Annotated in this window: 16 protein-coding genes, 2 tRNA genes and 2 pseudogenes; 15 read left to right on the forward strand and 5 right to left on the reverse strand. The window is 68.9% G+C overall.

The window, feature by feature from the left end; all coding sequences use genetic code 11:
- Positions 1–866 (forward strand): annotated as a pseudogene (locus KUM44_RS04025) (serine/threonine protein kinase); the annotation flags it as partial.
- Between the two features lie 71 nt (positions 867–937).
- Here the strand turns inward: KUM44_RS04025 and KUM44_RS04030 are convergent.
- A complete protein-coding gene (locus KUM44_RS04030) occupies positions 938–2,413 on the reverse strand; it encodes an amino acid permease (protein WP_217206296.1) in 1,476 nt (491 codons plus the stop codon).
- A gap of 217 nt (positions 2,414–2,630) precedes the next feature.
- On the opposite strand from KUM44_RS04030, the gene KUM44_RS04035 reads away from it, so the two are divergent.
- A complete protein-coding gene (locus tag KUM44_RS04035; RefSeq protein WP_217206297.1) occupies positions 2,631–3,116 on the forward strand; it encodes a ribose-5-phosphate isomerase in 486 nt (161 codons plus the stop codon).
- A 183-nt stretch (positions 3,117–3,299) separates the two neighbouring features.
- The gene (locus tag KUM44_RS04040; RefSeq protein ID WP_217206298.1) at positions 3,300–4,109 is read left to right on the forward strand and encodes an Fpg/Nei family DNA glycosylase; all 810 of its coding nucleotides are present in this window, start codon (positions 3,300–3,302) and stop codon (positions 4,107–4,109) included.
- A 31-nt stretch (positions 4,110–4,140) separates the two neighbouring features.
- On the opposite strand, the gene KUM44_RS04045 is transcribed toward KUM44_RS04040, so the two are convergent.
- Positions 4,141–5,397, reverse strand: coding sequence for a GNAT family N-acetyltransferase (locus tag KUM44_RS04045; protein WP_217206299.1), 1,257 nt, complete (start codon positions 5,395–5,397; stop codon positions 4,141–4,143).
- A 162-nt stretch (positions 5,398–5,559) separates the two neighbouring features.
- Here KUM44_RS04045 and KUM44_RS04050 point away from each other — a divergent pair, with 162 nt between their 5' ends.
- Positions 5,560–6,756 (forward strand): PP2C family protein-serine/threonine phosphatase, encoded by a 1,197-nt coding sequence (locus tag KUM44_RS04050; RefSeq protein ID WP_217206301.1) that lies wholly within the window; start codon positions 5,560–5,562, stop codon positions 6,754–6,756.
- A gap of 488 nt (positions 6,757–7,244) precedes the next feature.
- A complete protein-coding gene (locus tag KUM44_RS04055; protein ID WP_217206303.1) occupies positions 7,245–7,712 on the forward strand; it encodes an HD domain-containing protein in 468 nt (155 codons plus the stop codon).
- A 48-nt stretch (positions 7,713–7,760) separates the two neighbouring features.
- Here KUM44_RS04055 and KUM44_RS04060 read toward each other — a convergent pair whose 3' ends face one another.
- Complete coding sequence (locus tag KUM44_RS04060; RefSeq protein WP_374202008.1) at positions 7,761–8,900, reverse strand: acyltransferase family protein; 1,140 nt, start codon at positions 8,898–8,900, stop codon at positions 7,761–7,763.
- Between the two features lie 612 nt (positions 8,901–9,512).
- On the opposite strand from KUM44_RS04060, the gene KUM44_RS04065 reads away from it, so the two are divergent.
- The 5 genes and pseudogenes from KUM44_RS04065 to KUM44_RS04085 all read left to right on the forward strand — a co-directional run bounded on the left by KUM44_RS04065 (position 9,513) and on the right by KUM44_RS04085 (position 13,549).
- Complete coding sequence (locus tag KUM44_RS04065) at positions 9,513–9,707, forward strand: hypothetical protein (protein ID WP_004001285.1); 195 nt, start codon at positions 9,513–9,515, stop codon at positions 9,705–9,707.
- Positions 9,708–9,818: 111 nt separating this feature from the next.
- Positions 9,819–11,987, forward strand: coding sequence for a PQQ-binding-like beta-propeller repeat protein (locus tag KUM44_RS04070; protein ID WP_217206305.1), 2,169 nt, complete (start codon positions 9,819–9,821; stop codon positions 11,985–11,987).
- Between the two features lie 321 nt (positions 11,988–12,308).
- A pseudogene (locus tag KUM44_RS47475) lies at positions 12,309–12,545 on the forward strand (transposase); the annotation flags it as partial.
- Positions 12,546–12,789: 244 nt separating this feature from the next.
- Positions 12,790–13,245 (forward strand): hypothetical protein, encoded by a 456-nt coding sequence (locus KUM44_RS04080; RefSeq protein ID WP_254389019.1) that lies wholly within the window; start codon positions 12,790–12,792, stop codon positions 13,243–13,245.
- Positions 13,246–13,372: 127 nt separating this feature from the next.
- Entirely contained in the window at positions 13,373–13,549 is a 177-nt protein-coding gene (locus KUM44_RS04085; RefSeq protein WP_217206308.1) for an integrase, read from the forward strand.
- Between the two features lie 69 nt (positions 13,550–13,618).
- Here KUM44_RS04085 and KUM44_RS04090 read toward each other — a convergent pair.
- Positions 13,619–13,689, reverse strand: a tRNA-Gly gene (locus KUM44_RS04090).
- Positions 13,690–13,820: 131 nt separating this feature from the next.
- On the opposite strand from KUM44_RS04090, the gene KUM44_RS04095 reads away from it, so the two are divergent.
- The 5 genes from KUM44_RS04095 (at position 13,821) to clpX (ending at position 18,685) form a co-directional block, all read left to right on the forward strand.
- A tRNA-Pro gene (locus KUM44_RS04095) sits at positions 13,821–13,897 on the forward strand.
- A gap of 233 nt (positions 13,898–14,130) precedes the next feature.
- Positions 14,131–15,525 (forward strand): trigger factor, encoded by a 1,395-nt coding sequence (gene tig / locus KUM44_RS04100; RefSeq protein WP_217206309.1) that lies wholly within the window; start codon positions 14,131–14,133, stop codon positions 15,523–15,525.
- A 351-nt stretch (positions 15,526–15,876) separates the two neighbouring features.
- Entirely contained in the window at positions 15,877–16,485 is a 609-nt protein-coding gene (locus KUM44_RS04105) for an ATP-dependent Clp protease proteolytic subunit (RefSeq protein WP_217206386.1), read from the forward strand.
- 52 nt (positions 16,486–16,537) lie between these two features.
- Positions 16,538–17,218 carry an ATP-dependent Clp protease proteolytic subunit gene (locus tag KUM44_RS04110; RefSeq protein ID WP_308402482.1) on the forward strand — a complete coding sequence of 227 codons (681 nt, stop codon included), beginning with the start codon at positions 16,538–16,540 and terminating at the stop codon, positions 17,216–17,218.
- A gap of 180 nt (positions 17,219–17,398) precedes the next feature.
- Positions 17,399–18,685 (forward strand): ATP-dependent Clp protease ATP-binding subunit ClpX, encoded by a 1,287-nt coding sequence (gene clpX, locus KUM44_RS04115; RefSeq protein ID WP_217206310.1) that lies wholly within the window; start codon positions 17,399–17,401, stop codon positions 18,683–18,685.
- A 72-nt stretch (positions 18,686–18,757) separates the two neighbouring features.
- On the opposite strand, the gene KUM44_RS04120 is transcribed toward clpX, so the two are convergent.
- Positions 18,758–19,723, reverse strand: coding sequence for a hypothetical protein (locus KUM44_RS04120; protein ID WP_217206312.1), 966 nt, complete (start codon positions 19,721–19,723; stop codon positions 18,758–18,760).
- Positions 19,724–19,793 lie beyond the last annotated feature (70 nt).

Raw genomic sequence — 19,793 nt, forward strand, 5'->3', positions numbered from 1 at the left:
CCCCCACCCCCTCCGAACTCGCCTCCCAAGCCACGTCGGAGGCCTGCTCGGAGGTCCGTTCACCCACTCCGACCGGCAACTCCGGCGCAGCCGCACCCCACCGCCCCGGCGTCTCCCTGGCCCGCTCCGAAGCGGTGACCGAGCAGCGTCCCGCGCCCGCAGGTGCCCGCCCGCACGGCGTCATGCCACCGGGCGAGCTCCCCGGCCCCGCCGTCCCGGCGGGACGACAACCCCGGCGCGGGCGACGCCGTACAGGGAGAGTCGGCGCCGTCGGGATCGTCGCCGCAGGCGCCGCCGTGGCGGTCGTCCTGGCGATCAACCCCGGCGCGCCCGAGGACGACCACGCCGGCTCCGCACCGTCACGGTCGCCGTCGTCCTCCTCCGTGTCCTCCCCGGGCGACGACCCGTCCACCACGGTCGAGGGCACCTCGAGGCCGCAAAGCCTCCCGCCGGGATCGCGCAGGGAGGCGGGCGGGTTCGCGTGGGTGCCGCCCGAGGGCTGGCGGCGGGACGTCAAGACCGGGTCGGAGGTCCACTACACCTCCCCGGACGCCGAACAGGAACTCGCCGCCAAGTCCTCTCTGGCCCGCGACGACCTGATGGACTCCTGGCAGAAGTCGGAGCAGAACGCCCAGCAAGGGCAGCAGTACCGCAAGATCCGCCTGGAACGGACGACGTTCCGCGGGCACCCGGCCGTCGTCTGGGAGTACACCTTCACGCTCCAGGGCGACCCCTGGCACGCCCAGCTGCTGGGCTTCACCGTGGACGGCAAGTCGTACCAGATCAACACGTGGTACCAGCCGGACATGGAGACAGAGGCGTTGCAGACCTACGAGAAGGTGAGAGACAGCTTCACGGTGCTGTAGGCACGCAAACCGAGGGGCCTTCGGAAACGCGCACGCGTTCCGAAGGCCCCTCGCCGCCTCGAACCTTGGGCTCAGCCGGTCTTGACCTCATCGCGCGGCGCGTCCGGAACGGCAGCCGCCCCGCCTCCCACCGCACGACCATGCCCCCGACCGGCCTTCTGCTTCGCGAAGGCCACGATCAGCACGACCGCCGCCACCAGCAGCGACAGCAGCACGGTCCGCCGGCCGTCGTGCTCGGTGTCGGTCAGCATGTAGCCCAGCACGAACACGATCAGCGCGGCCGTCGCCCAGGTCAGATACGGGTACAGCCACATCCTCACGACCAGCTTCTCCGGCGCCTCGGCCTGGATGATCTTCCGCATCCGCAGCTGCGAGAAGCAGATCACCAGCCACACGAACAGCGCGACCGCACCGGAGGAGTTGACGAGGAAGAGGAAGACGGAGTCCGGGAACTTGTAGTTGAAGAAGACGGCGACGAAGCCGAACACCACGGACACGAGGATCGCCGTCCGCGGCACACCCTGGCCGGTCGTCCGCGCGAACGACTTCGGCGCATCCCCGCGCTGGCCGAGCGAGAAGGCCATACGGGAGGCGGTGTAGAGGCCGGAGTTGAGACAGGACAGCACCGAGGTCAGCACGATGAAGTTCATGATCTGGCCGGCGTGCGGGATACCGAGGGAGTCGAGGGCGGCGACGTACGAGCCGTCGTCGGCGATCGACTTGCTGTCCCAGGGCAGCAGAGCCACCACGACGAAGATCGAACCGAGGTAGAAGACGGCGACACGCCAGATGATGCTGTTGGTGGCCTTGGTGACCGCCCGCTGCGGGTTCTCGGACTCACCGGCGGCCAGGGTGGCGATCTCGCTGCCCATGAAGGAGAAGACGACGAGCAGCACACCGGTGAGGATCGCCCCGGCACCGTTGGGCAGGAAGCCGCCGTGGTCGGTGAGGTTGCTCAGCCCGGCCTGCGAGCTGTCGACGCCCGGCAGCAGCCCGAACACGGCGAGCCCGCCGACGACGATGAACGCGGCGATGGCCACGACCTTGATCCCGGCGAACCAGAACTCGAACTCACCGTAGGAGCCGACGGAGACCAGGTTGGTGGCGGTGAGCACCACCATCACGATCAGCGCCCAGCCCCACTGCGGGACGGCCGGTATCCACCCCTCCAGGATCTCCGCACCGGCGGTCGCCTCGACCGCCAGCACGACCACCCAGAAGAACCAGTACAGCCAGCCGATCGAGAACCCGGCCCAGGGCCCGAGCGCGCGGTCGGCGTGGGCCGAGAACGACCCGGACGTCGGGTTGGCCGCGGACATCTCGCCGAGCATCCGCATCACCAGTACCACGAGCGTGCCGACGAGGGCGTACGACAGGAGGATGCCGGGTCCTGCGGTGGCGATACCGGAGCTGGACCCGACGAAGAGTCCGGCGCCGATGACGCCACCGATGGCGATCATGGAGAGGTGACGGTTCTTGAGTCCGGCCTGGAGGCCATGGCCGCCGACGGCCGGCTCGGCCGTCTTCTGGTTCGGCTGCGAAGTCATGGAACGGATTTCCTTTGAGCCGTGGGGAGCGGTCCTCGTACGAGTCGTAACGGAGCGGCGTACGAGTCGAACCAGTGAATCGGAGGAGAACGGATTCGGGAACCTTTGATTCGGGATTGTTACTTGAGGTTTCCTTGAGCTTCCATGGCGTGCGTCACATGAAACGCGATCGACACCCGGCGCTGCTGCCCTGAAACAGCCGTGTCACACTCGTTCCATGCGCGTGTATCTCGGCTCCGACCATGCGGGCTTCGAACTCAAGAACCACCTCGTCGACTGGCTGAAGGCGGCGGGCCACGACCCGGTCGACTGCGGCCCCCACATCTACGACGCCCAGGACGACTACCCGCCCTTCTGCCTCCGCGCGGCGGAGCAGACGGCCGCGGACCCCGACGCCCTTGGCATCGTGATCGGCGGCTCGGGCAACGGCGAGCAGATCGCCGCGAACAAGGTGAAGGGCGTCCGCGCGGCCCTCGCCTGGAGCGAGGAGACGGCGTCCCTGGGCCGCCAGCACAACAACGCGAACGTCGTAGCGGTCGGTGCCCGCATGCACACGCAGGACGAGGCGACGAAGTTCGTCGAGACGTTCCTCAACACCCCGTACTCCGGTGACGAGCGTCACACCCGCCGCATCACCATGCTCGCCGCATACGAGACGACGGGCGACCTCCCCCCGATCCCCCCGCACCACCCCCAGCAGTAGCACCCGTGAGCCCGTCCGGCGTTTGAGGACGAGGCCGCAGGCCGATGGGGGTCCAGGCGGCGAAGCCTCCTGGCGGGGTCGAAGGGGCGGAGCCCCTTCAAGGGATGGGACGGGTAGGGGCGGCGGGGGCGAAAAAACCTGGCGCCCCCACCCCACCCCACTCCACACGAACAAGGAGCCACCGTGCCCGAGGGCCACACCATCCACCGTCTGGCCCACGACTACGCCACAGCGTTCCGCGGCACGACCCCCCACGTCACCAGCCCCCAGGGCAAGTTCTCCGACGCCGCCGCCCTGCTCGACCACGCCGAACTCACGCACACCGAGGCCCACGGCAAGCACCTCTTCCTCGGCTTCCGCGACACCGACTGGATCCACATCCACCTCGGCCTCTTCGGCAAGGTCAACTTCGGCCCCACCCCCGCACCCCCACCCACGGAAACCGTCCGCCTCCGCCTGGCGAACAGCACCGCATACGTGGACCTCCGCGGCCCCACCACCTGCGCCCTGATCACCGACACCGAGAAGCAGGCGATACACGACCGCCTCGGCCCCGACCCCCTCCGCGCCGACGCCGACCCCCACCAGGCCTACCGACGGATCTCCCGCAGCCGTACGACGATCGCCGCCCTGCTCATGGACCAGAAGATCATCGCGGGCGTCGGCAACGTCTACCGCGCCGAAGTCCTCTTCCGCCACCGCATCGACCCGTACCGCGCCGGCCGGGACATCACCCCCGCGCAATGGGACGCCATCTGGACGGACCTGGTCGACCTCATGCACGAGGGCGTCCGCAACAACCGCATCGACACCGTCCGCCCCGAGCACACCCCGGAGGCGATGGGCCGCCCGCCGCGGGTGGACGACCACGGCGGCGAGGTCTACGTCTACCGAAGGGCCACCCTGCCCTGCCACATCTGCGGCGGCGAGATCCGCACCGCCGACCTCGCCGCCCGCAACCTCTTCTGGTGCCCGAACTGCCAGACCCCGTAAGGTCGTTGCCGGATCCGCCCCCGGCTCGGGCTCAGAACCCGTGCGGCAGCCAAGGTGCCACAGCCGAAGCGAACCCCACGGAGGCCTCCGCCAGCGCCCCCTGCCGCAGCTCCCGCACCCGCCCGGCCGCGCCCAGCGCCTCCAGGCTCACGCCACCGAGATAGGCCGCCCCCAACTCCCGTACGGACAGGGAGAGATCGGCCGCGTCGGTCGTACGCTCGCAGGACGCGCCCTTGGGGTCGCCCGACAGCCGCCAACGCCCGGCGTTCCAGGGACAGAAGGCGTCCTCGACCTCCAGCACCACATCCACCGGCGCCTGATAGGTCCGCGCCTCCAGCGCGGCCCCGAGGTCCACCAGCCGTACATGCAGGGAATCCCGCACCCGCAGTGCACAGCGCCGGATGTCGGACACCTGGTACTGCCAGGCCTCGTCCACCGGACGCCCGTACGCCTTCACCGTGGACGTGAGGTCGATGTCGAACAGGAACCGCCACAACGCGGCCTGCGCCGCCGGGTCCAGGGCCTCGGTGTCCCGCAGATGGACGACGCTTTTGGGCCCGCCGGCATCCCACTCCGGCTTGACCCGGAAGCGCGCGTACCCCACGACCTCGCCGTCCCGCTCCGCCAGCACGCACTGCAAGGGTGACGCGCCGTCCCGGTCGCTCTCCGGGTCGAGCAGCCCGAGCCGCTCCCAGCCGGGCGTCCGTACGAGCATCCCCGGCCGCCCGGGGACCTTGCGCGCGTACACGGCCTCGCACACGTCGAGGACGTCGGCCGCGACGGCGTACCGCAGACGTACGTCATCGGTGCCGGGCGGCACGGACAGCCGGACGCGGGCCGTGTCGATCTCGCAGTTCGCATGGAAGGTGCCGATGCCGTACCCGAACCGGCCGTAGATCTCCGGCTCGGAGGCGGTCAGTACGGCGAGCGGCCAGCCCCACGCGCGCACGTCGTCGAGCTGCCGGCGCATCATCGACGTCAGGACGCCGCGCCGGCGGTGCGTCGCGGCGACGCTGACCATGGTGACCCCGGCGGCGGGCACGGCGGCCCCGCCGGGCACGGTCAGCCGGAAGCTGAAGGCACCGGCCGTGCCCACGCACGCGTCCCCGTCCCAGGCACCGAGGGAACGGTCGAGCTCGGTGAGGGAGTTCCACAACTCCCGCTCCTCGGCTGCCTCCGGGACCCCGCCGAAGCCGCGGATCAGCGTGTCGTACCAGTTGTCCCACTCGTCCCGTCGTAACACCCGCAGCTCGGCGTACCCGGGGTGGCTCGCACTGTCATTCGCCATGAACCATGCCTACCAGGGCATTGCTGGACGAGCGAGGGAATTTCTCGTTGGCGGCTACGAGGTGGCTTTCCGTGAAGTTCACTGTGAAGTTGAACCTCGGACGGGGGACAAGTGGGACCTCCCGTGCCAAGCAGCTGGTCCGATGGATAGGGTCCCGAACTAATGGCAGCAGGACGAGAGCGGCGCACGGCGGCCGAGACGTTCACGGCCCGGTTGAAGATGCAGTGGCACCGGGCCCGCGTCGGCGTGCGCAGAAGCGCGGTGGACTACTTCCGCGGCGACGGCTCGGACTGGATCGCACTGGCCGGCCTCCTGCTGACCGTCCCCCTGATCTGCGCCGTGACGATGGCCAACCCGGTGTGGTTCTCCCCGGCCGCGCTGGTCCTCCCCATCGTCGCGGGCGGCCTGCTGCTGCGCCCGGCGAGCCTGCTGGGCCTGTACGCGGCGGCGGCGACGGCGCTGATCGTGGAGTCGGTGCAGCTGGGCCCGTACACGGAGGGCCCGTCCCGTGTCACCCCGGGCGTGGTCCTGGTCGTAGCCGCCTGCGGCTTCTTCGGTCTCCTCATCGCACAGTTCCGCAGCCGCGTGGGCGTGCCCTGGCGGCGCGGCGGCACGATGCTCTTCGACCTGCGCGAACGCATCCGCGTGCAGAGCAAGCTGCCCAGCCTGCCGCACGGCTGGCATCGCGAGATGGCACTGCGCCCGGCGGGCGGCCAGTCCTTCTCGGGCGACTTCGTCGTCGCGGCCCGCACCAACGGTGGCCGCACCCTGGAGGTCGTCCTCACGGACGTCTCCGGCAAGGGCATGGACGCGGGCTCCCGGGCCTTGCTGCTGTCCGGGGCGTTCGGCGGCCTCCTGGGAAGCCTGCCCCCGCACGCCTTCCTCCCGGCGGCCAACGGCTACCTGCTCCGCCAGGACTGGGACGAGGGCTTCGCCACCTCGATCCACCTGGTCCTGGACCTGGACTCGGGCGACTACGAGCTCTACTCCGCGGGCCATCCCCCGGGCCTCCAGCTGAGCGCGGGCAGCGGCCGCTGGGAGGAGAAGGCGGCCGAGGGCCCCCTGCTCGGCGTCTACGACGGTGCCCAGTTCGACCCCGTCAAGGGCTCACTCCGCCCCGGAGACGTACTGATGCTCTTCACCGACGGCCTGGTCGAGACCTCCGACCGCGACATCGTCGAGGGCATAGACCGCCTCACCGGCGAAGCCGACCGCTACGTGGCCGGCGGCTTCCACGGTGCCGCCTGGCACCTCATCGAGGCAGTGGCCAAGGACGTCAACGACGACCGAGCCCTCTTGCTCATCTGCCGAGAGGGCCCGACGGCCGGCCCGGGCAACCTCAGCCCGTCCAACATGTGACCCGCACGGCGCACATCGCCTCACGACCCACCCACGGTCTCTCTCGACGCCGACCCAGGCACCTTCGGCCCGTCCGGCATTCGAGGACGAGACATCGCCGTCCCGAACCCCTGCCCACCCGGCAGGGGCGTTGCCTGACGGCCGGAGGCAGCCACTTTCGGTGTCGAGCCGGGCTTCTTCAGCCCAGGGGCGTTGCCTGACGGCCGGAGGCGGACTTTCGGCGTTGGCCCGGGCTTCTTCAGCTCCGTGAGGACGAGCCATTGCCGTCCCGAACCCCCGCCCACCCGCAGGGGCGTTGCCTCACGGCCGGAAGCGGCCACTTTCGGCGTCGGGCCGGGCTTCTTCAGCCCGTCCGGCGTTTGAGGACGAGGCCTTTCGGGCCGAAGCGGGGGTCCAGGGGGCGGCAGCCCCTTGGCGGGGTGGAAGGGGCGGAGCCCCTTCAAGGATGGGACGGGTAGGGGCGGCGGGGGCGAGGGCACACTGGACCAGTGACCGACACCGACCACCCGACCCCGCTGTCCCTGGCCGACGTGGAGGCCATCGCCCGCACCGCCCACGCCCACCAGACCGACAAGGCCGGCCACCCGTACACCGAGCACCTCAGAGCCGTAGCAGAGGGCGTACAAGAGCGCGGCGGCGACGAGGCCCAGATCGCCGCGGCCTGGCTCCACGACGCGGTGGAGGACGACGCCCTCTCCGAACAGTGGCTGGAAGAGGCCCCACTGAGCCCCCGCACCAAGGCGATCGTGCGCGCCGTCACCAAGCGCCCGGGAGAACCCCTCGAGACCTACGCCGCCCGCATCCTCACCACCCCGGGCGCCCTCCTCGTGAAGGAGGCGGACCTGGCACACAACGCGGACCCTGCCCGCCTGGCCGCCCTGGACGAACCCACCCGCAAACGACTGACCGAGAAGTACGCACGGATGCGCGCACTTCTCGGCCTGACCGGAGACTGACTCTCCGCGATGTTCTGATGTGTAGGTGTGCGGGGGAAGGGCGCAGGATCAGGCGCTGACCTTCTCCCGAGCGCCCGCACCCTCCCGCTTCTCACGCGCACGAGCCAACTCGGCCGCGTCCCGCTTGAACGCCCACTCCATCTTGGGCTCCATGGCGAACCGGAACACCCGCTGGACAGGAGGAGTGCACAGCAGCGTCACACCGACCGCCGCGACGACGGAGACGAAGATCTCACCGAGCGGCCGGTGCAGCCAGTCGTGGTCGAACCACCCCTGGTAGTCCCCGGCCTTCACGAAGAACCCGTGCAGCAGATAGCCGTACAGCGTCCCCGCCCCGAGCGCCGTGAACCACATGTGCCGCCGCGGCACCCACGCGAAGAAGCAGGCCGTCAGCAGCAGCGAGCAGCCGAACATCGCGAGCACCATGACGGGCCCGGCCCACCACGGCGCACCGAGCTCCTGCGCGGCGTCCCGGTGGTAGAACCACGCGGTGTTCATCCGCGGCACGGCCCACCACCCGAAACCCAGCGCCATCGCGAACACCGGCACGGCCAGGATCCGCACCGTGCGCGTACGCACCATGTGGAAGTGCTCGGGCTTCATGCACAGGCCCAGCACGAAGTACGGCAGGAACTGGAACACCCGCTGGAGATCGAGGTCGTCACCGATCTCCGGGGTCACGGTCGCCGCCATGGCGAGGCCCAGCGCGAGCGGCAGCGGCCAGCGCACCATCTTCCAGATGGGGGTGGTCATCCGCCAGATGAACAGCGCGCACAGGAACCAGGTCAGGTACCACGGGTCCAGGAGGCTGATCTCCTGGCTCGGGTCCTCGTCGATCCAGCGCTTGAAGAGCGGATAGGCCGACTCGAAGACGATGTACGGCACCGCGACGCCGGTGATCAGGCGCTTCAGCCGGTTGGGGGTCGCGTCGAAACTGCGCGAGAAGAAGCCGGAGATGATGATGAACGCCGGCATGTGGAAGGTGTACACGACGGTGTACACGGCCTCCAGGATCCGGCTGTCACCCTTGATCGGCTCCCAGCTGTGTCCTATGGCGACGAGCACGATCGCCAGGTACTTGGCGTTGTCGAAGAACGCGTCGCGCTGCTTGGCACCGCCGGACGCGGATCTCTTGTCGGTCTGAGCCGGCTGGCTGTGCTGGTTCTGCGGCGAGCGCGGACTGGGCACTCCGTCCGCCGACGACTCTGCCGGGGGGAGTGGCGCTCTGTTGTGGCCGTGCGGTCGCAGCGAGTTGTTCACAGACCCTCCCGCCGAAAGCCGGGGGAGTCGATCGAGGCCCTCGCTGCGCATGCGGGGGACGAGGCAGCATGGAACATCTGAGGCACCCTAGCGTTGCCTGTGGGATTTCGTAAAACCCGCGAGATCATTACCGGTTATTGCGCTCGACCCCGTGTGTACAGCGAACATGCACTGGCAGGACACCTATTGGACACCCGTATTGTCCGGATTCATCCGGACTAAGGGGTGCATATGCTCAGGAGATGACTCCGATGGAATGATCAACTCACGCGTAATTCGAAATACCCGCGAACATGTTGTGTGCCGATGGAAACGAACCCGCCGAATTCCCTTCGCGGGTGTCCACCCGAAATCCTGTACGGGTGCAATGTGAGAGGTTGTCGCGCCCCGTGGGCCCGCACACATCCCGCACAGGTGTGGCGAACGAAACGTCACGTGCCGCATAGCGGGGCCCGGTTGGTGGCACGATGGTTCTGGCGGGGGTGCGCGGGGTCGCGTCCCCGGGCCGGGAGAGCGGACCGACCGAGGGTGTGATCTGTTGTGGCCATTTCGCTGTCAGTGGTGTTGCTGTTGGCGATCGTCTTGGTGGTGCTGATCCGTGGCGGATCCCTGAAGGCTGGTCCCGCCGTCGTCGCCGTGCTGTTCGGCTTCTTCCTCGCCTCGACGGGCATGGCCGACGACATCCAGAGATTCCTCAACTCGATAGCCGAGACCATCAACTCCATCCAGTTCTAGGGGCTGTTCCGGGGCTGTTCCGGGGTGTCCCGGGGTCCGTGGGGTGGCCCGGAAGGGTACGGATACCCTCGTTCGTGATCGTCGAACGGTCCGGAACGGGGGAACGTACGGATGGCGCTGCGCGAGACGGACCCGGCGGAGGTGGGCGGCTACCGGATCGAGGACCGCCTCGGCTCCGGTGGCATGGGCGTGGTCTACCTCGCCCGTTCGGCCTCCGGCCGCCGCCTGGCCCTCAAGGTCGTGCACGCGCAGTACGCCGACGACGACGAGTTCCGCACCCGGTTCCGCCGCGAGGTGGCCGCCGCCCGCCAGGTCAGCGGCGCCTTCACCGCCCCCGTCGTGGACGCGGACGCCGACGCGCCGCGCCCCTGGATGGCCACGCTCTACATCCCCGGCGCGGACCTCGGCACCCACATCCGCCGCCACGGCCCCCTGCCCCTGCCGCAGTTGCGCGAACTCGCCGCCGGCCTCGCCGAGGCCCTGCGGGACATCCACCGCGCCGGCATGGTCCACCGGGACCTGAAACCGGCCAATGTGATGCTCGCCGAGGACGGCCCCCGCGTCATCGACTTCGGCATCTCCCGCGCCGCCGAGTTCGCGCCCTCCGACGTCCTCACCCAGACCGGGCGCGTGATGGGCACACCGCCCTACATGTCCCCGGAACAGTTCTCCTCCCCGCAGGACGTGGGCCCGGCCGCCGACGTCTTCTCCCTCGGCTCGGTCCTCGCGTACGCCGCCACCGGACGCGGCCCCTTCGACAGCCCGAGCCCGTACGAGACGGCCATCCGGGTCGTGGAGGGCACCCCCGAACTCGACGGCACTCCGTCCGAGTTGCTCACCTTCATCCGGCTCTGTCTGGAAAAGCGCCCCAAGTCCCGCCCCTCGCCGGACGCCTTGCTGACCCTGCTGCGCGACGGCGCCCTGCCCGACCCGCGCCCCGCGGAGGAGCCCCCGGCCGTGGTGGACCCGGCCGAGGTGGACCCCGGTCGCCCCCGCCCCCGCCGCAGACGCCTCTGGCTGGCCTCCGCGGCCGGTGCGGTAGTCCTCGCGGCCCTCGCCACCACGACGGTCGCCCTCACCGGCGACGACACCGACCCGGGCGATCTGCCCCTCGGCTGGCAGGCCTGGCACAACAAGTCGAAGGACCCGAGCGTCGACAAGGACCCGATAGGCGCCGACGGTCCGTTCAACCGCTGCGCGGCCACCGGCCGCTCCCTCGTCTGTGCGGGCGACGACGTCATGGCGACCCGCTTCGCCCTCGCCGACGGCCGCAACACCTGGGCCCGGCCGATCGACGAGACCGCCGACGACAACGGCAGCAGCAACTCGGGCACGATCATCGCCGCGCGCAGCGGCCGCGTGTACGTCTACGGCGCCGACGACCGGCCCGTCGGCGAGGACGGGGGCAGCTCCTACCGCTACACCGTCCAGGCGCTCGACGCCGAGACCGGCAAGGTGATCTGGAAGACGGTCACCGGCGAAGGCGACGGGGCCTCGGAGCCCAACGCCGAAGAGGGCTTCTCCACCGCCGTCCCGGAGGGCGTCATCACCGTCCAGGGCGCCCAGGGGCAGCAGTACACCCTGCTCGACCCCGCCGACGGCAAGGTCCGCTGGAAGCGTCCGATGCCCGACACCGACACGCAGACGTGCCTGCTCCGCACCGCCGCCCGGAACGCGTACCTGGTGTGCCAGAGGTGGGGCGAGGAGGGCCATGCCAGCAGCACGAGCGTCGCGCAACTCGACCCGGCCACCGGCCGTCCCCGCTGGACCGTGCGCGTCAAGGGAGAGCAGGACATCGTCGGACAGGCCGACGGGCGCCTGGTGGTGCTGAACACGACCGGCGTCCGCCGCACACTGACCCTGATCCATGCCGCCTCGCACGTCATGACGACCGTACGGCTGTCGCAGCCCCAGCCCGAGGGCACCACCCCCACCCTCCTGGGCGACCGGCTCTACGTCACGTCGCACAGCGGCGGCGTCCGTGCGGTCGACCCGGGCAGCGGGCGCCAGCTCTGGGAGAGCAACTCCACCGTGGAGTCGCCGGGCCGCCCGATCGCCACCGCGTCCCACCTCTACGTGGCATCCCCGAGCGGCCGCCTGGCGGCCCTGAACCTGCGCACCGGCACCGTGGAGGCCACGCTCCAGGGACGCGACGACGGCGGCACCGCCGACTTCTCCGACGTAGGAGCTCCCCCGACCCTCGTCGGCGACGCCCTCTACGTCCCGTACGGCACCCGCTCCGTCTACACGGTGGACATCCGCACCCTGCGCGGCGACTGACCGGACCCCCGGAAACGATCAGGGCCAGGCGGAGGAATCATCCTCTGACCTGGCCCTGAGCCGTATGGAGCGGGCGCCGGGAATCGAACCCGCGTAGCTGGTTTGGAAGATCGCGTATGCGGATCGGCGCTCAGCTGGCGAGACGCTGACCTCGGTGTTCCCGAGGCGTTGGCCGACGTTCCCCGTGGGTCCCCGCTCGTTGCTGCTCGATCGGGCACGTAGGGGGCACGCATAGCCTTCTCCCGCCCTGCCAAGACGCGGGCGCCGAGTGCGACGCCGGCGGGCATAGGGCGAATAGGGCGTGTCTTCAATTGGTCTTGCATGGTCGATCACGGTCTGGTGATACGTCGCCATGAACTGGCCGATGCGGAGTGGGAATTCGTCCGGCCGCTGCTGCCCGAGTCATTGCGGGGCCGCAAGCGGTTGGATGACCGAAGGGTGCTCAACGGGATCGTGTGGAAGTTCCGCATGGGCACGGCCTGGCGCGATGTGCCCGAGCGGTACGGCCCGTGGCAGACGCTGCACACCCGCTTTCGCCGTTGGGCCCTGGACGGCACGTTCGAGCAGATGCGCCAGGCAGCCCAGTCCCAGGCGGATGCGGCCGGCGACATCGACTGGCTGGTGTCGGTCGACTCCACTGTCGTACGCCCCCACAGCATGCCGCCGGGGCTCGAGAAGGGGGCTCCGCAGCCCCTGCCTCGGACGCACCCCGAGCGCCCCCACCCTGATAGCTGTCAGGGTCACGACGTCTCTGGTGCGGTCTACGGTTCGAGTCGTCGGTTACGACCACAGAGGAGACCCCATGGGACTGAGAAAACGAGCGGCTGCGACGGTCGCGACGCTGATCGCCGCGTTCCTTCTTCCGCTGGCCGCGCAGGCACCGGCCCAGGCCGCCGCCACCGCGTGGACGCCGGGGATCTCCCCCCTGCACTCAGGCGAGTGGGTGAAGCGGGACATACAAGGTGGTGACGCTGCTGAGCAGGCGCTCAAGGATTGCGCCCGGGCATCAGGGATCGCCTGTGTATCGGTCGGTCAGGGTGACGGCAAACAGAGCATCTTCCACCTGTTCAAGTGCGGTACGCGGTCGCTCTCGAACTTCATCGACGCGCTCACCGTGATCAACAACCAGACGGGCGGAGCCGAAGTCCGTTTCACGGGGCCCAAGGTGGGTACATACCGCGCCCCTGCCCACCCCAGCACCATCTGGAAATTCCCGAACGAGGCGACGCTCGACTTCAACACCATGTCCATCTGCTGAGGTCACACCGGCCCGGACACGCCGATCAGGGTGTCCGGGCTATCGCCCGTACGACTCAGGAGCTACTCGACGACTGACCCTGGTCTCCAGGGCACCGAGCAGAACCAGGGCCTCTTTGTTGTCGCGCATGGGCCACAGCACCGCCCGCGCCGCGCTGATCTACCAGCACGCCAGCGCCGACCGTGACCGGCTGATCGCCGACGCTCTGAGCGGCCTCGTCGACAAAGCACGCAAGAAGGCTCGCAAGGCCAAGAAGAAGCAAGATCGAAGGCCCAAGGGGCACGAGGGGGACACGGCGGACTGATCGGAGCCTCCGAAAACGATCAGGGCCAGGTCGAGGAAACATCCTCTGACCTGGCCCTGAGTCGTACAGAGCGGGCGACGGGAATCGAACCCGCGTAGCTAGTTTGGAAGACTAGGGCTCTACCATTGAGCTACGCCCGCACAGGACGCGCCGCAGGTCAGGTGACCGCGGCACAGAAGGCATCGTAGCGGGTCGGGCCCCCTCATCGCACACCCCGTAAATGCGGGGGCCGCGCTGTCTGCGGGCATGTACCCTACGTGTCGCACCAGCACGGGGTGTGGCGCAGCTTGGTAGCGCGTCCGCTTTGGGAGCGGAAGGCCGTGGGTTCAAATCCCGCCACCCCGACCACCGACCGGCCCTCACCGGTCATCCGCGCGGTCGCCCCGCTTGATCGCCTTTGGGGCGTTGAGCGGCTGCGGTTACTATGCAAGCTGCGCGCCCGTGTGTCTCATCCACAGGAACCTCTGGACATCCCCGGACATCCACAGGAGATCCTCTGGACGTCCTTCGGGCGACGAAATCCGCCGGACCAGTCTGGCCCCGGCAGAACCCAAGAAGTCAGCCCCCAAGGAGACCGAACCGTGAAGAGCGCCGTGGAGACCCTGAACCCGACTCGGGTTCGGCTCAGCATCGAGGTGCCCTTCGAGGAGCTCAAGGACAGCCTCGACGCGGCGTACAAGAAGATCAACCAGCAGGTCACGGTGAAGGGCTTCCGCAAGGGCAAGATCCCGGCCCGCGTCATCGACCAGCGGTTCGGCCGCGGCGCCGTGCTGGAGGAGGCCGTCAACGACGCGCTGCCGAAGTTCTACACCGAGGCGGTCAACGAGGCGGAGATCGACGTCCTGGGCCAGCCCGAGGTCGACATCACCGAGCTGAAGGACGGCGAGACGCTGAACTTCACCGCCGAGGTCGACGTCCGCCCGACCATCGAGATCCCGGACTACTCCGGCATCGAGGTCGAGGTCGACGCCGTCGAGGTGACCGACGAGGACATCGAGAAGTCGGTCGAGCAGCTCCGCGAGCGCTTCGCCTCCACCTCCCCGGTCGAGCGTGCCGCCGAGGACGGCGACGTCGTCACGATCGACCTCCAGGCCAAGGTCGACGGCGAGGTCCTGGAGGACGGCGTCGCCGAGGGCGTCTCCTACACGATCGGCTCCGGCGAGCTGCTGGACGGCATCGACGACGCCGTGAAGGGCCTTGAGGCCGGTGGCGAGGCCACCTTCACCTCCGAGCTCAAGGGCGGCTCGGCGGCCGGCAAGGCGGCCGAGGTCACCGTCAAGGTCACGCAGGTCGCCGCGCGCGAACTGCCCGAGCTGGACGACGAGTTCGCGCAGCTCGCCTCCGAGTTCGACACCCTCGACGAGCTGAAGGCCGACAGCCGCAAGCGCCTCGAGAACATGAAGCAGTACGACCAGGCCACGCAGGCCCAGGAGCGCGTCCTGGAGAAGCTGCTGGAGCTCGTCGAGGTGCCCGTCCCCGAGAAGCTGCTCGAGGACGAGATCAACACCCGCAAGCACAACCTGGAGCACCACCAGCTCGGCCAGATGGGTCTCGACCTCGAGAAGTACCTCGAGATCCAGGGCAAGACGGTCGAGGAGTTCGACGCCGAGACCAAGGAAGCCGCGGTCAAGGGCATCAAGACGCAGTTCGTCCTCGACGAGCTCGTCAAGCAGGAGAAGCTGAACGTCAACCAGGAGGAGCTCACCGAGCACCTCATGCGCCGCGCCGCCTCCTCCGGCATGTCCCCCGACCAGTTCGCCCAGGCGGTCGTCGAGGGCGGCCAGGTTCCGCTCCTGGTCGGCGAGGTCGCCCGCGGCAAGGCCCTGGCCGTCGTGGTCGAGAAGGCCACGGTCAAGGACACCAACGGCGAGCTCATCGACCTCGACGACGAGGACGAGGTCGAGCAGGCCACGGAGACGGTCGAGGCCGCCGAGGGCACCGCGGACGCCTCCGACGAGGAGAAGACCGAGGGCTGAGCCCACGACGCCTTGTAAGCCGTAAGAAGGGCCCTGGGGGTGTGACATCCCCCGGGCCCTTCTTTACGTTCGGCTGGACAGCGCCCCCCAAAGGGGCGCGGGGAACTGCGCGACCAGCCCCATTCAGCCTGTAGCTGCCCACCCTCAGTCGGAGCTATGGCGAGGATCCCGGCCCGCCCAGCGGAGCGCATGCGCTCACAGCGAACACCGCAAGAACCGGGATTGCAGCACAGGGCCACCGCGTTAGGGTCCATGAGTATGAGGGCAGGGGAGTCCCCGTTGCCCACGCAGAAGACGTGCAGACGGCCCGGCGCCGTCGTAAGACGAGCAGGTGGATACGTGACGAATCTGATGCCCTCCGCCGCCGGCGAGCCCTCCATCGGCGGTGGCCTCGGCGACCATGTCTACAACCGGCTGCTCGGCGAGCGAATCATCTTCCTCGGCCAGCCGGTCGACGACGACATCGCCAACAAGATCACCGCGCAGTTGCTGCTCCTTGCCGCCGACCCGGACAAGGACATCTACATGTACATCAACAGCCCGGGCGGTTCGATCACGGCCGGCATGGCGATCTACGACACCATGCAGTACATCAAGAACGACGTGGTGACCATCGCCATGGGCCTCGCGGCCTCCATGGGCCAGTTCCTGCTCAGCGCGGGCACCCCCGGCAAGCGCTTCGCGCTGCCGAACGCCGAGATCCTGATCCACCAGCCCTCCGCCGGTCTGGCCGGCTCGGCCTCCGACATCAAGATCCACGCCGAGCGGCTGCTGCACACCAAGAAGCGCATGGCCGAGCTCACCTCCCAGCACACTGGTCAGACGATCGAGCAGATCACCCGTGACTCGGACCGCGACCGCTGGTTCGACGCCTTCGAGGCCAAGGAGTACGGCCTCATCGACGACGTCATCCCGACGGCCGCCGGGATGCCGGGCGGCGGCGGCACCGGGGCGGCCTGACGGCCCCCTGCACAGCCCCCAGCCGACCGCCTCAGCCCCTAGGAGACAGACAGTGAACGACTTCCCCGGCAGCGGCCTGTACGCCCGCACCGAGGCCGAGTACACCGGCCCGCGCGCCGAGTCCCGGTACGTGATCCCGCGCTTCGTCGAGCGCACCTCGCAGGGCATCCGCGAGTACGACCCGTACGCGAAGCTCTTCGAGGAGCGCGTGATCTTCCTCGGCGTGCAGATCGACGACGCCTCCGCGAACGACGTCATGGCGCAGCTGCTGTGCCTGGAGTCGATGGACCCCGACCGGGACATCTCGGTCTACATCAACAGCCCGGGCGGTTCCTTCACCGCGCTCACGGCCATCTACGACACGATGCAGTTCGTGAAGCCGGACATCCAGACGGTCTGCATGGGCCAGGCCGCCTCCGCCGCCGCCGTCCTGCTGGCCGCCGGCACGCCCGGCAAGCGCATGGCACTGCCCAACGCGCGCGTGCTGATCCACCAGCCGTACAGCGAGACCGGCCGCGGTCAGGTCTCCGACCTGGAGATCGCCGCCAACGAGATCCTCCGGATGCGCTCGCAGCTGGAGGAGATGCTGGCCAAGCACTCCACCACGCCGATCGAGAAGATCCGCGAGGACATCGAGCGCGACAAGATCCTCACGGCCGAGGACGCGCTGTCGTACGGGCTGATCGACCAGATCATCTCCACACGGAAGATGAACAACGCCGACGTTCGCTGACGCGGACCCGGTATTGTCTGCTGCCCCTTGGCACGGTTTGGGACGGTGCACGTCAAAGTGAACCGCGCCAAGGGGGGCCCGAACGGGGGGCCAGGCAAGGTACCGTCGACATAAGGCAGCACCAGGAGCCGCTGGATTCGAAAACGTCCAGGCGTCTCCCAGGCGAAGGGGAAGCACACCGTGGCACGCATCGGTGACGGCGGCGATCTGCTCAAGTGCTCGTTCTGCGGCAAGAGCCAGAAGCAGGTCAAGAAGCTCATCGCAGGCCCTGGTGTGTACATCTGCGACGAGTGCATCGATCTCTGCAACGAGATCATCGAGGAAGAGCTCGCGGAGACCAGTGAGGTCCGCTGGGAGGAACTGCCCAAGCCGCGCGAGATCTACGAGTTCCTCGAGGGGTACGTGGTCGGCCAGGAGGCAGCCAAGAAGGCGCTCTCCGTCGCCGTCTACAACCACTACAAGCGCGTCCAGGCCGGCGAGAACGGCGGCGCCCAAGGCCGCGACGACGCCATCGAGTTGGCGAAGTCCAACATCCTGCTGCTGGGCCCCACGGGCTCCGGCAAGACGCTGCTCGCCCAGACCCTGGCCCGCATGCTGAACGTCCCGTTCGCCATCGCCGACGCCACCGCGCTCACGGAGGCCGGGTACGTCGGCGAGGACGTCGAGAACATCCTGCTGAAGCTGATCCAGGCGGCCGACTACGACGTCAAGAAGGCCGAGACCGGGATCATCTACATCGACGAGATCGACAAGGTCGCGCGGAAGAGTGAAAATCCGTCGATCACCCGGGACGTCAGCGGCGAGGGCGTCCAGCAGGCCCTGCTGAAGATCCTCGAGGGCACCACCGCCTCGGTCCCGCCCCAGGGCGGCCGCAAGCACCCGCACCAGGAGTTCATCCAGATCGACACGACGAACGTCCTGTTCATCGTGGGCGGCGCGTTCGCCGGTCTGGAGAAGCTCATCGAGTCCCGGGCCGGCGCCAAGGGCATCGGCTTCGGCGCGACGATCCGCTCCAAGCGTGAGCTGGAGGCCAAGGACCAGTTCGAGGACGTCATGCCCGAGGACCTGGTCAAGTTCGGCATGATCCCCGAGTTCATCGGCCGCCTCCCCGTCATCACGAGCGTCCACAACCTGGACCGCGAGGCCCTGCTCCAGATCCTGGTCGAGCCCCGCAACGCCCTGGTGAAGCAGTACCAGCGCCTCTTCGAACTCGACGGCGTGGAGCTGGACTTCGAGCGCGAGGCCCTGGAGGCCATCGCCGACCAGGCCATCCTCCGCCAGACCGGCGCCCGCGGCCTGCGCGCCATCATGGAGGAAGTCCTCCAGGGCGTGATGTACGAGATCCCGTCCCGCAAGGACGTGGCCCGCGTCGTCATCACGGCGGACGTCGTTCACTCGAACGTGAACCCGACGCTGATTCCGCGGGACGCGCGGGGGCGCGGGCCGGGGGAGCAGAAGACGGCGTAGCCCGCCGCAACACAGACGTAGAGAAGGGCCCCGGTCGATCGACCGGGGCCCTTCTACGTGGAGCTACGGGTGTCAGGCCTTGACGCGGACCTCCGCGCGCACCTTCGTGGTGATGTCGATCGCCACGTCCTTGGTGACGTCCGTGGTGGCGTCACCAGGTGCCACCACGGCGATGGTGCTGTAGTCGGCCCAGGCGCAGAACCAGTTGGTCCGCTCCTGCTTGGTCATCAGGTCCTGGCTCTTGGCCGACTGGCACTTCATGACCGCGCCGTCGAGGTCGGCGGACTCGGGCTCGCCGACGAACTCGGCCTTGCCGGCGCTGCTGGAGGAGGAGGAATCCTCCGTCGCGCCCTTCTTGAGCCCTGCGAACAACGCGTCCAGGGCCTTCTCCGGGTCGGTGATCTCGCCGTAAACACCCCTGTACGAGATGCTCTTGGCCTTCGCCAACTTGCCCAGATCGGGCATGGAGCTGTTCGGGTCGTTGGGGTCGTAACCCGAAAGGTCCGCGGTCGAATAGACACCGGTCACTTCGGTGCCGTTCTTGAGCCCGCTCTTCTCCAACTCCGACGCCAAGTCGTCGCTGGATGCCTGGCCCCCCTTTGTGATCTGGCTGTACTCGCTGAGCAGCTTCTGCGGAGTCGCCAGCTTGTGCGCGCCGTCGTCCTCAAGGCTGCCGCCCGCGCCACCACCGCCGCCGAGCACGAAGTACGCCCCGACGCCGATCGCGGCCACGACCGCCACGGCGCCGATGATCAGGCCGGTCTTCTTGCCGCCGCCACCCGGCGCCGGAGGCTGCGGCACCCCGTACGGGGCCTGGCCGTACGGCGGCTGCTGCTGGCCGTACGGGCCCGGCTGCTGGGGCGGGACGCCCGGGGCCTGCTGCGGGTAGCCGTAACCGGGCTGGGGCTGGGGAGCCTGCTGGGGGTAGCCGTAGCCGGGCTGGGGCGCCTGCGGCTGCTGGCCGTACGGACCGGGCTGGCCGTACGGACCGGGCTGCTGGGGCTGCCCGCCGTACGGGCCCGGCTGGTTGTAGCTCATTCCTGGGTTCCCCTCCAGATGCTTATGTGTTCCTGACATCCTGGCGCAGACACAGGCAACGCATGGCATC

This window comes from Streptomyces sp. AC550_RSS872, assembly GCF_019049285.1.
GTDB lineage: Bacteria > Actinomycetota > Actinomycetes > Streptomycetales > Streptomycetaceae > Streptomyces.

What these genes read in the sequence shown, in the direction of transcription:
- KUM44_RS04120 (WP_217206312.1), bottom strand. Translation starts at nt 19,723, where the DNA reads ATGAGCTACAACCAGCCGGGCCCGTACGGCGGGCAGCCCCAGCAGCCC.
- KUM44_RS04030 (WP_217206296.1), bottom strand. Translation starts at nt 2,413, where the DNA reads ATGACTTCGCAGCCGAACCAGAAGACGGCCGAGCCGGCCGTCGGCGGC.
- KUM44_RS04070 (WP_217206305.1), top strand. Translation starts at nt 9,819, where the DNA reads ATGGCGCTGCGCGAGACGGACCCGGCGGAGGTGGGCGGCTACCGGATC.
- KUM44_RS04105 (WP_217206386.1), top strand. Translation starts at nt 15,877, where the DNA reads ATGCCCTCCGCCGCCGGCGAGCCCTCCATCGGCGGTGGCCTCGGCGAC.
- KUM44_RS04080 (WP_254389019.1), top strand. Translation starts at nt 12,790, where the DNA reads ATGGGACTGAGAAAACGAGCGGCTGCGACGGTCGCGACGCTGATCGCC.
- KUM44_RS04050 (WP_217206301.1), top strand. Translation starts at nt 5,560, where the DNA reads ATGGCAGCAGGACGAGAGCGGCGCACGGCGGCCGAGACGTTCACGGCC.
- KUM44_RS04045 (WP_217206299.1), bottom strand. Translation starts at nt 5,397, where the DNA reads ATGGCGAATGACAGTGCGAGCCACCCCGGGTACGCCGAGCTGCGGGTG.
- KUM44_RS04085 (WP_217206308.1), top strand. Translation starts at nt 13,373, where the DNA reads ATGGGCCACAGCACCGCCCGCGCCGCGCTGATCTACCAGCACGCCAGC.
- KUM44_RS04035 (WP_217206297.1), top strand. Translation starts at nt 2,631, where the DNA reads ATGCGCGTGTATCTCGGCTCCGACCATGCGGGCTTCGAACTCAAGAAC.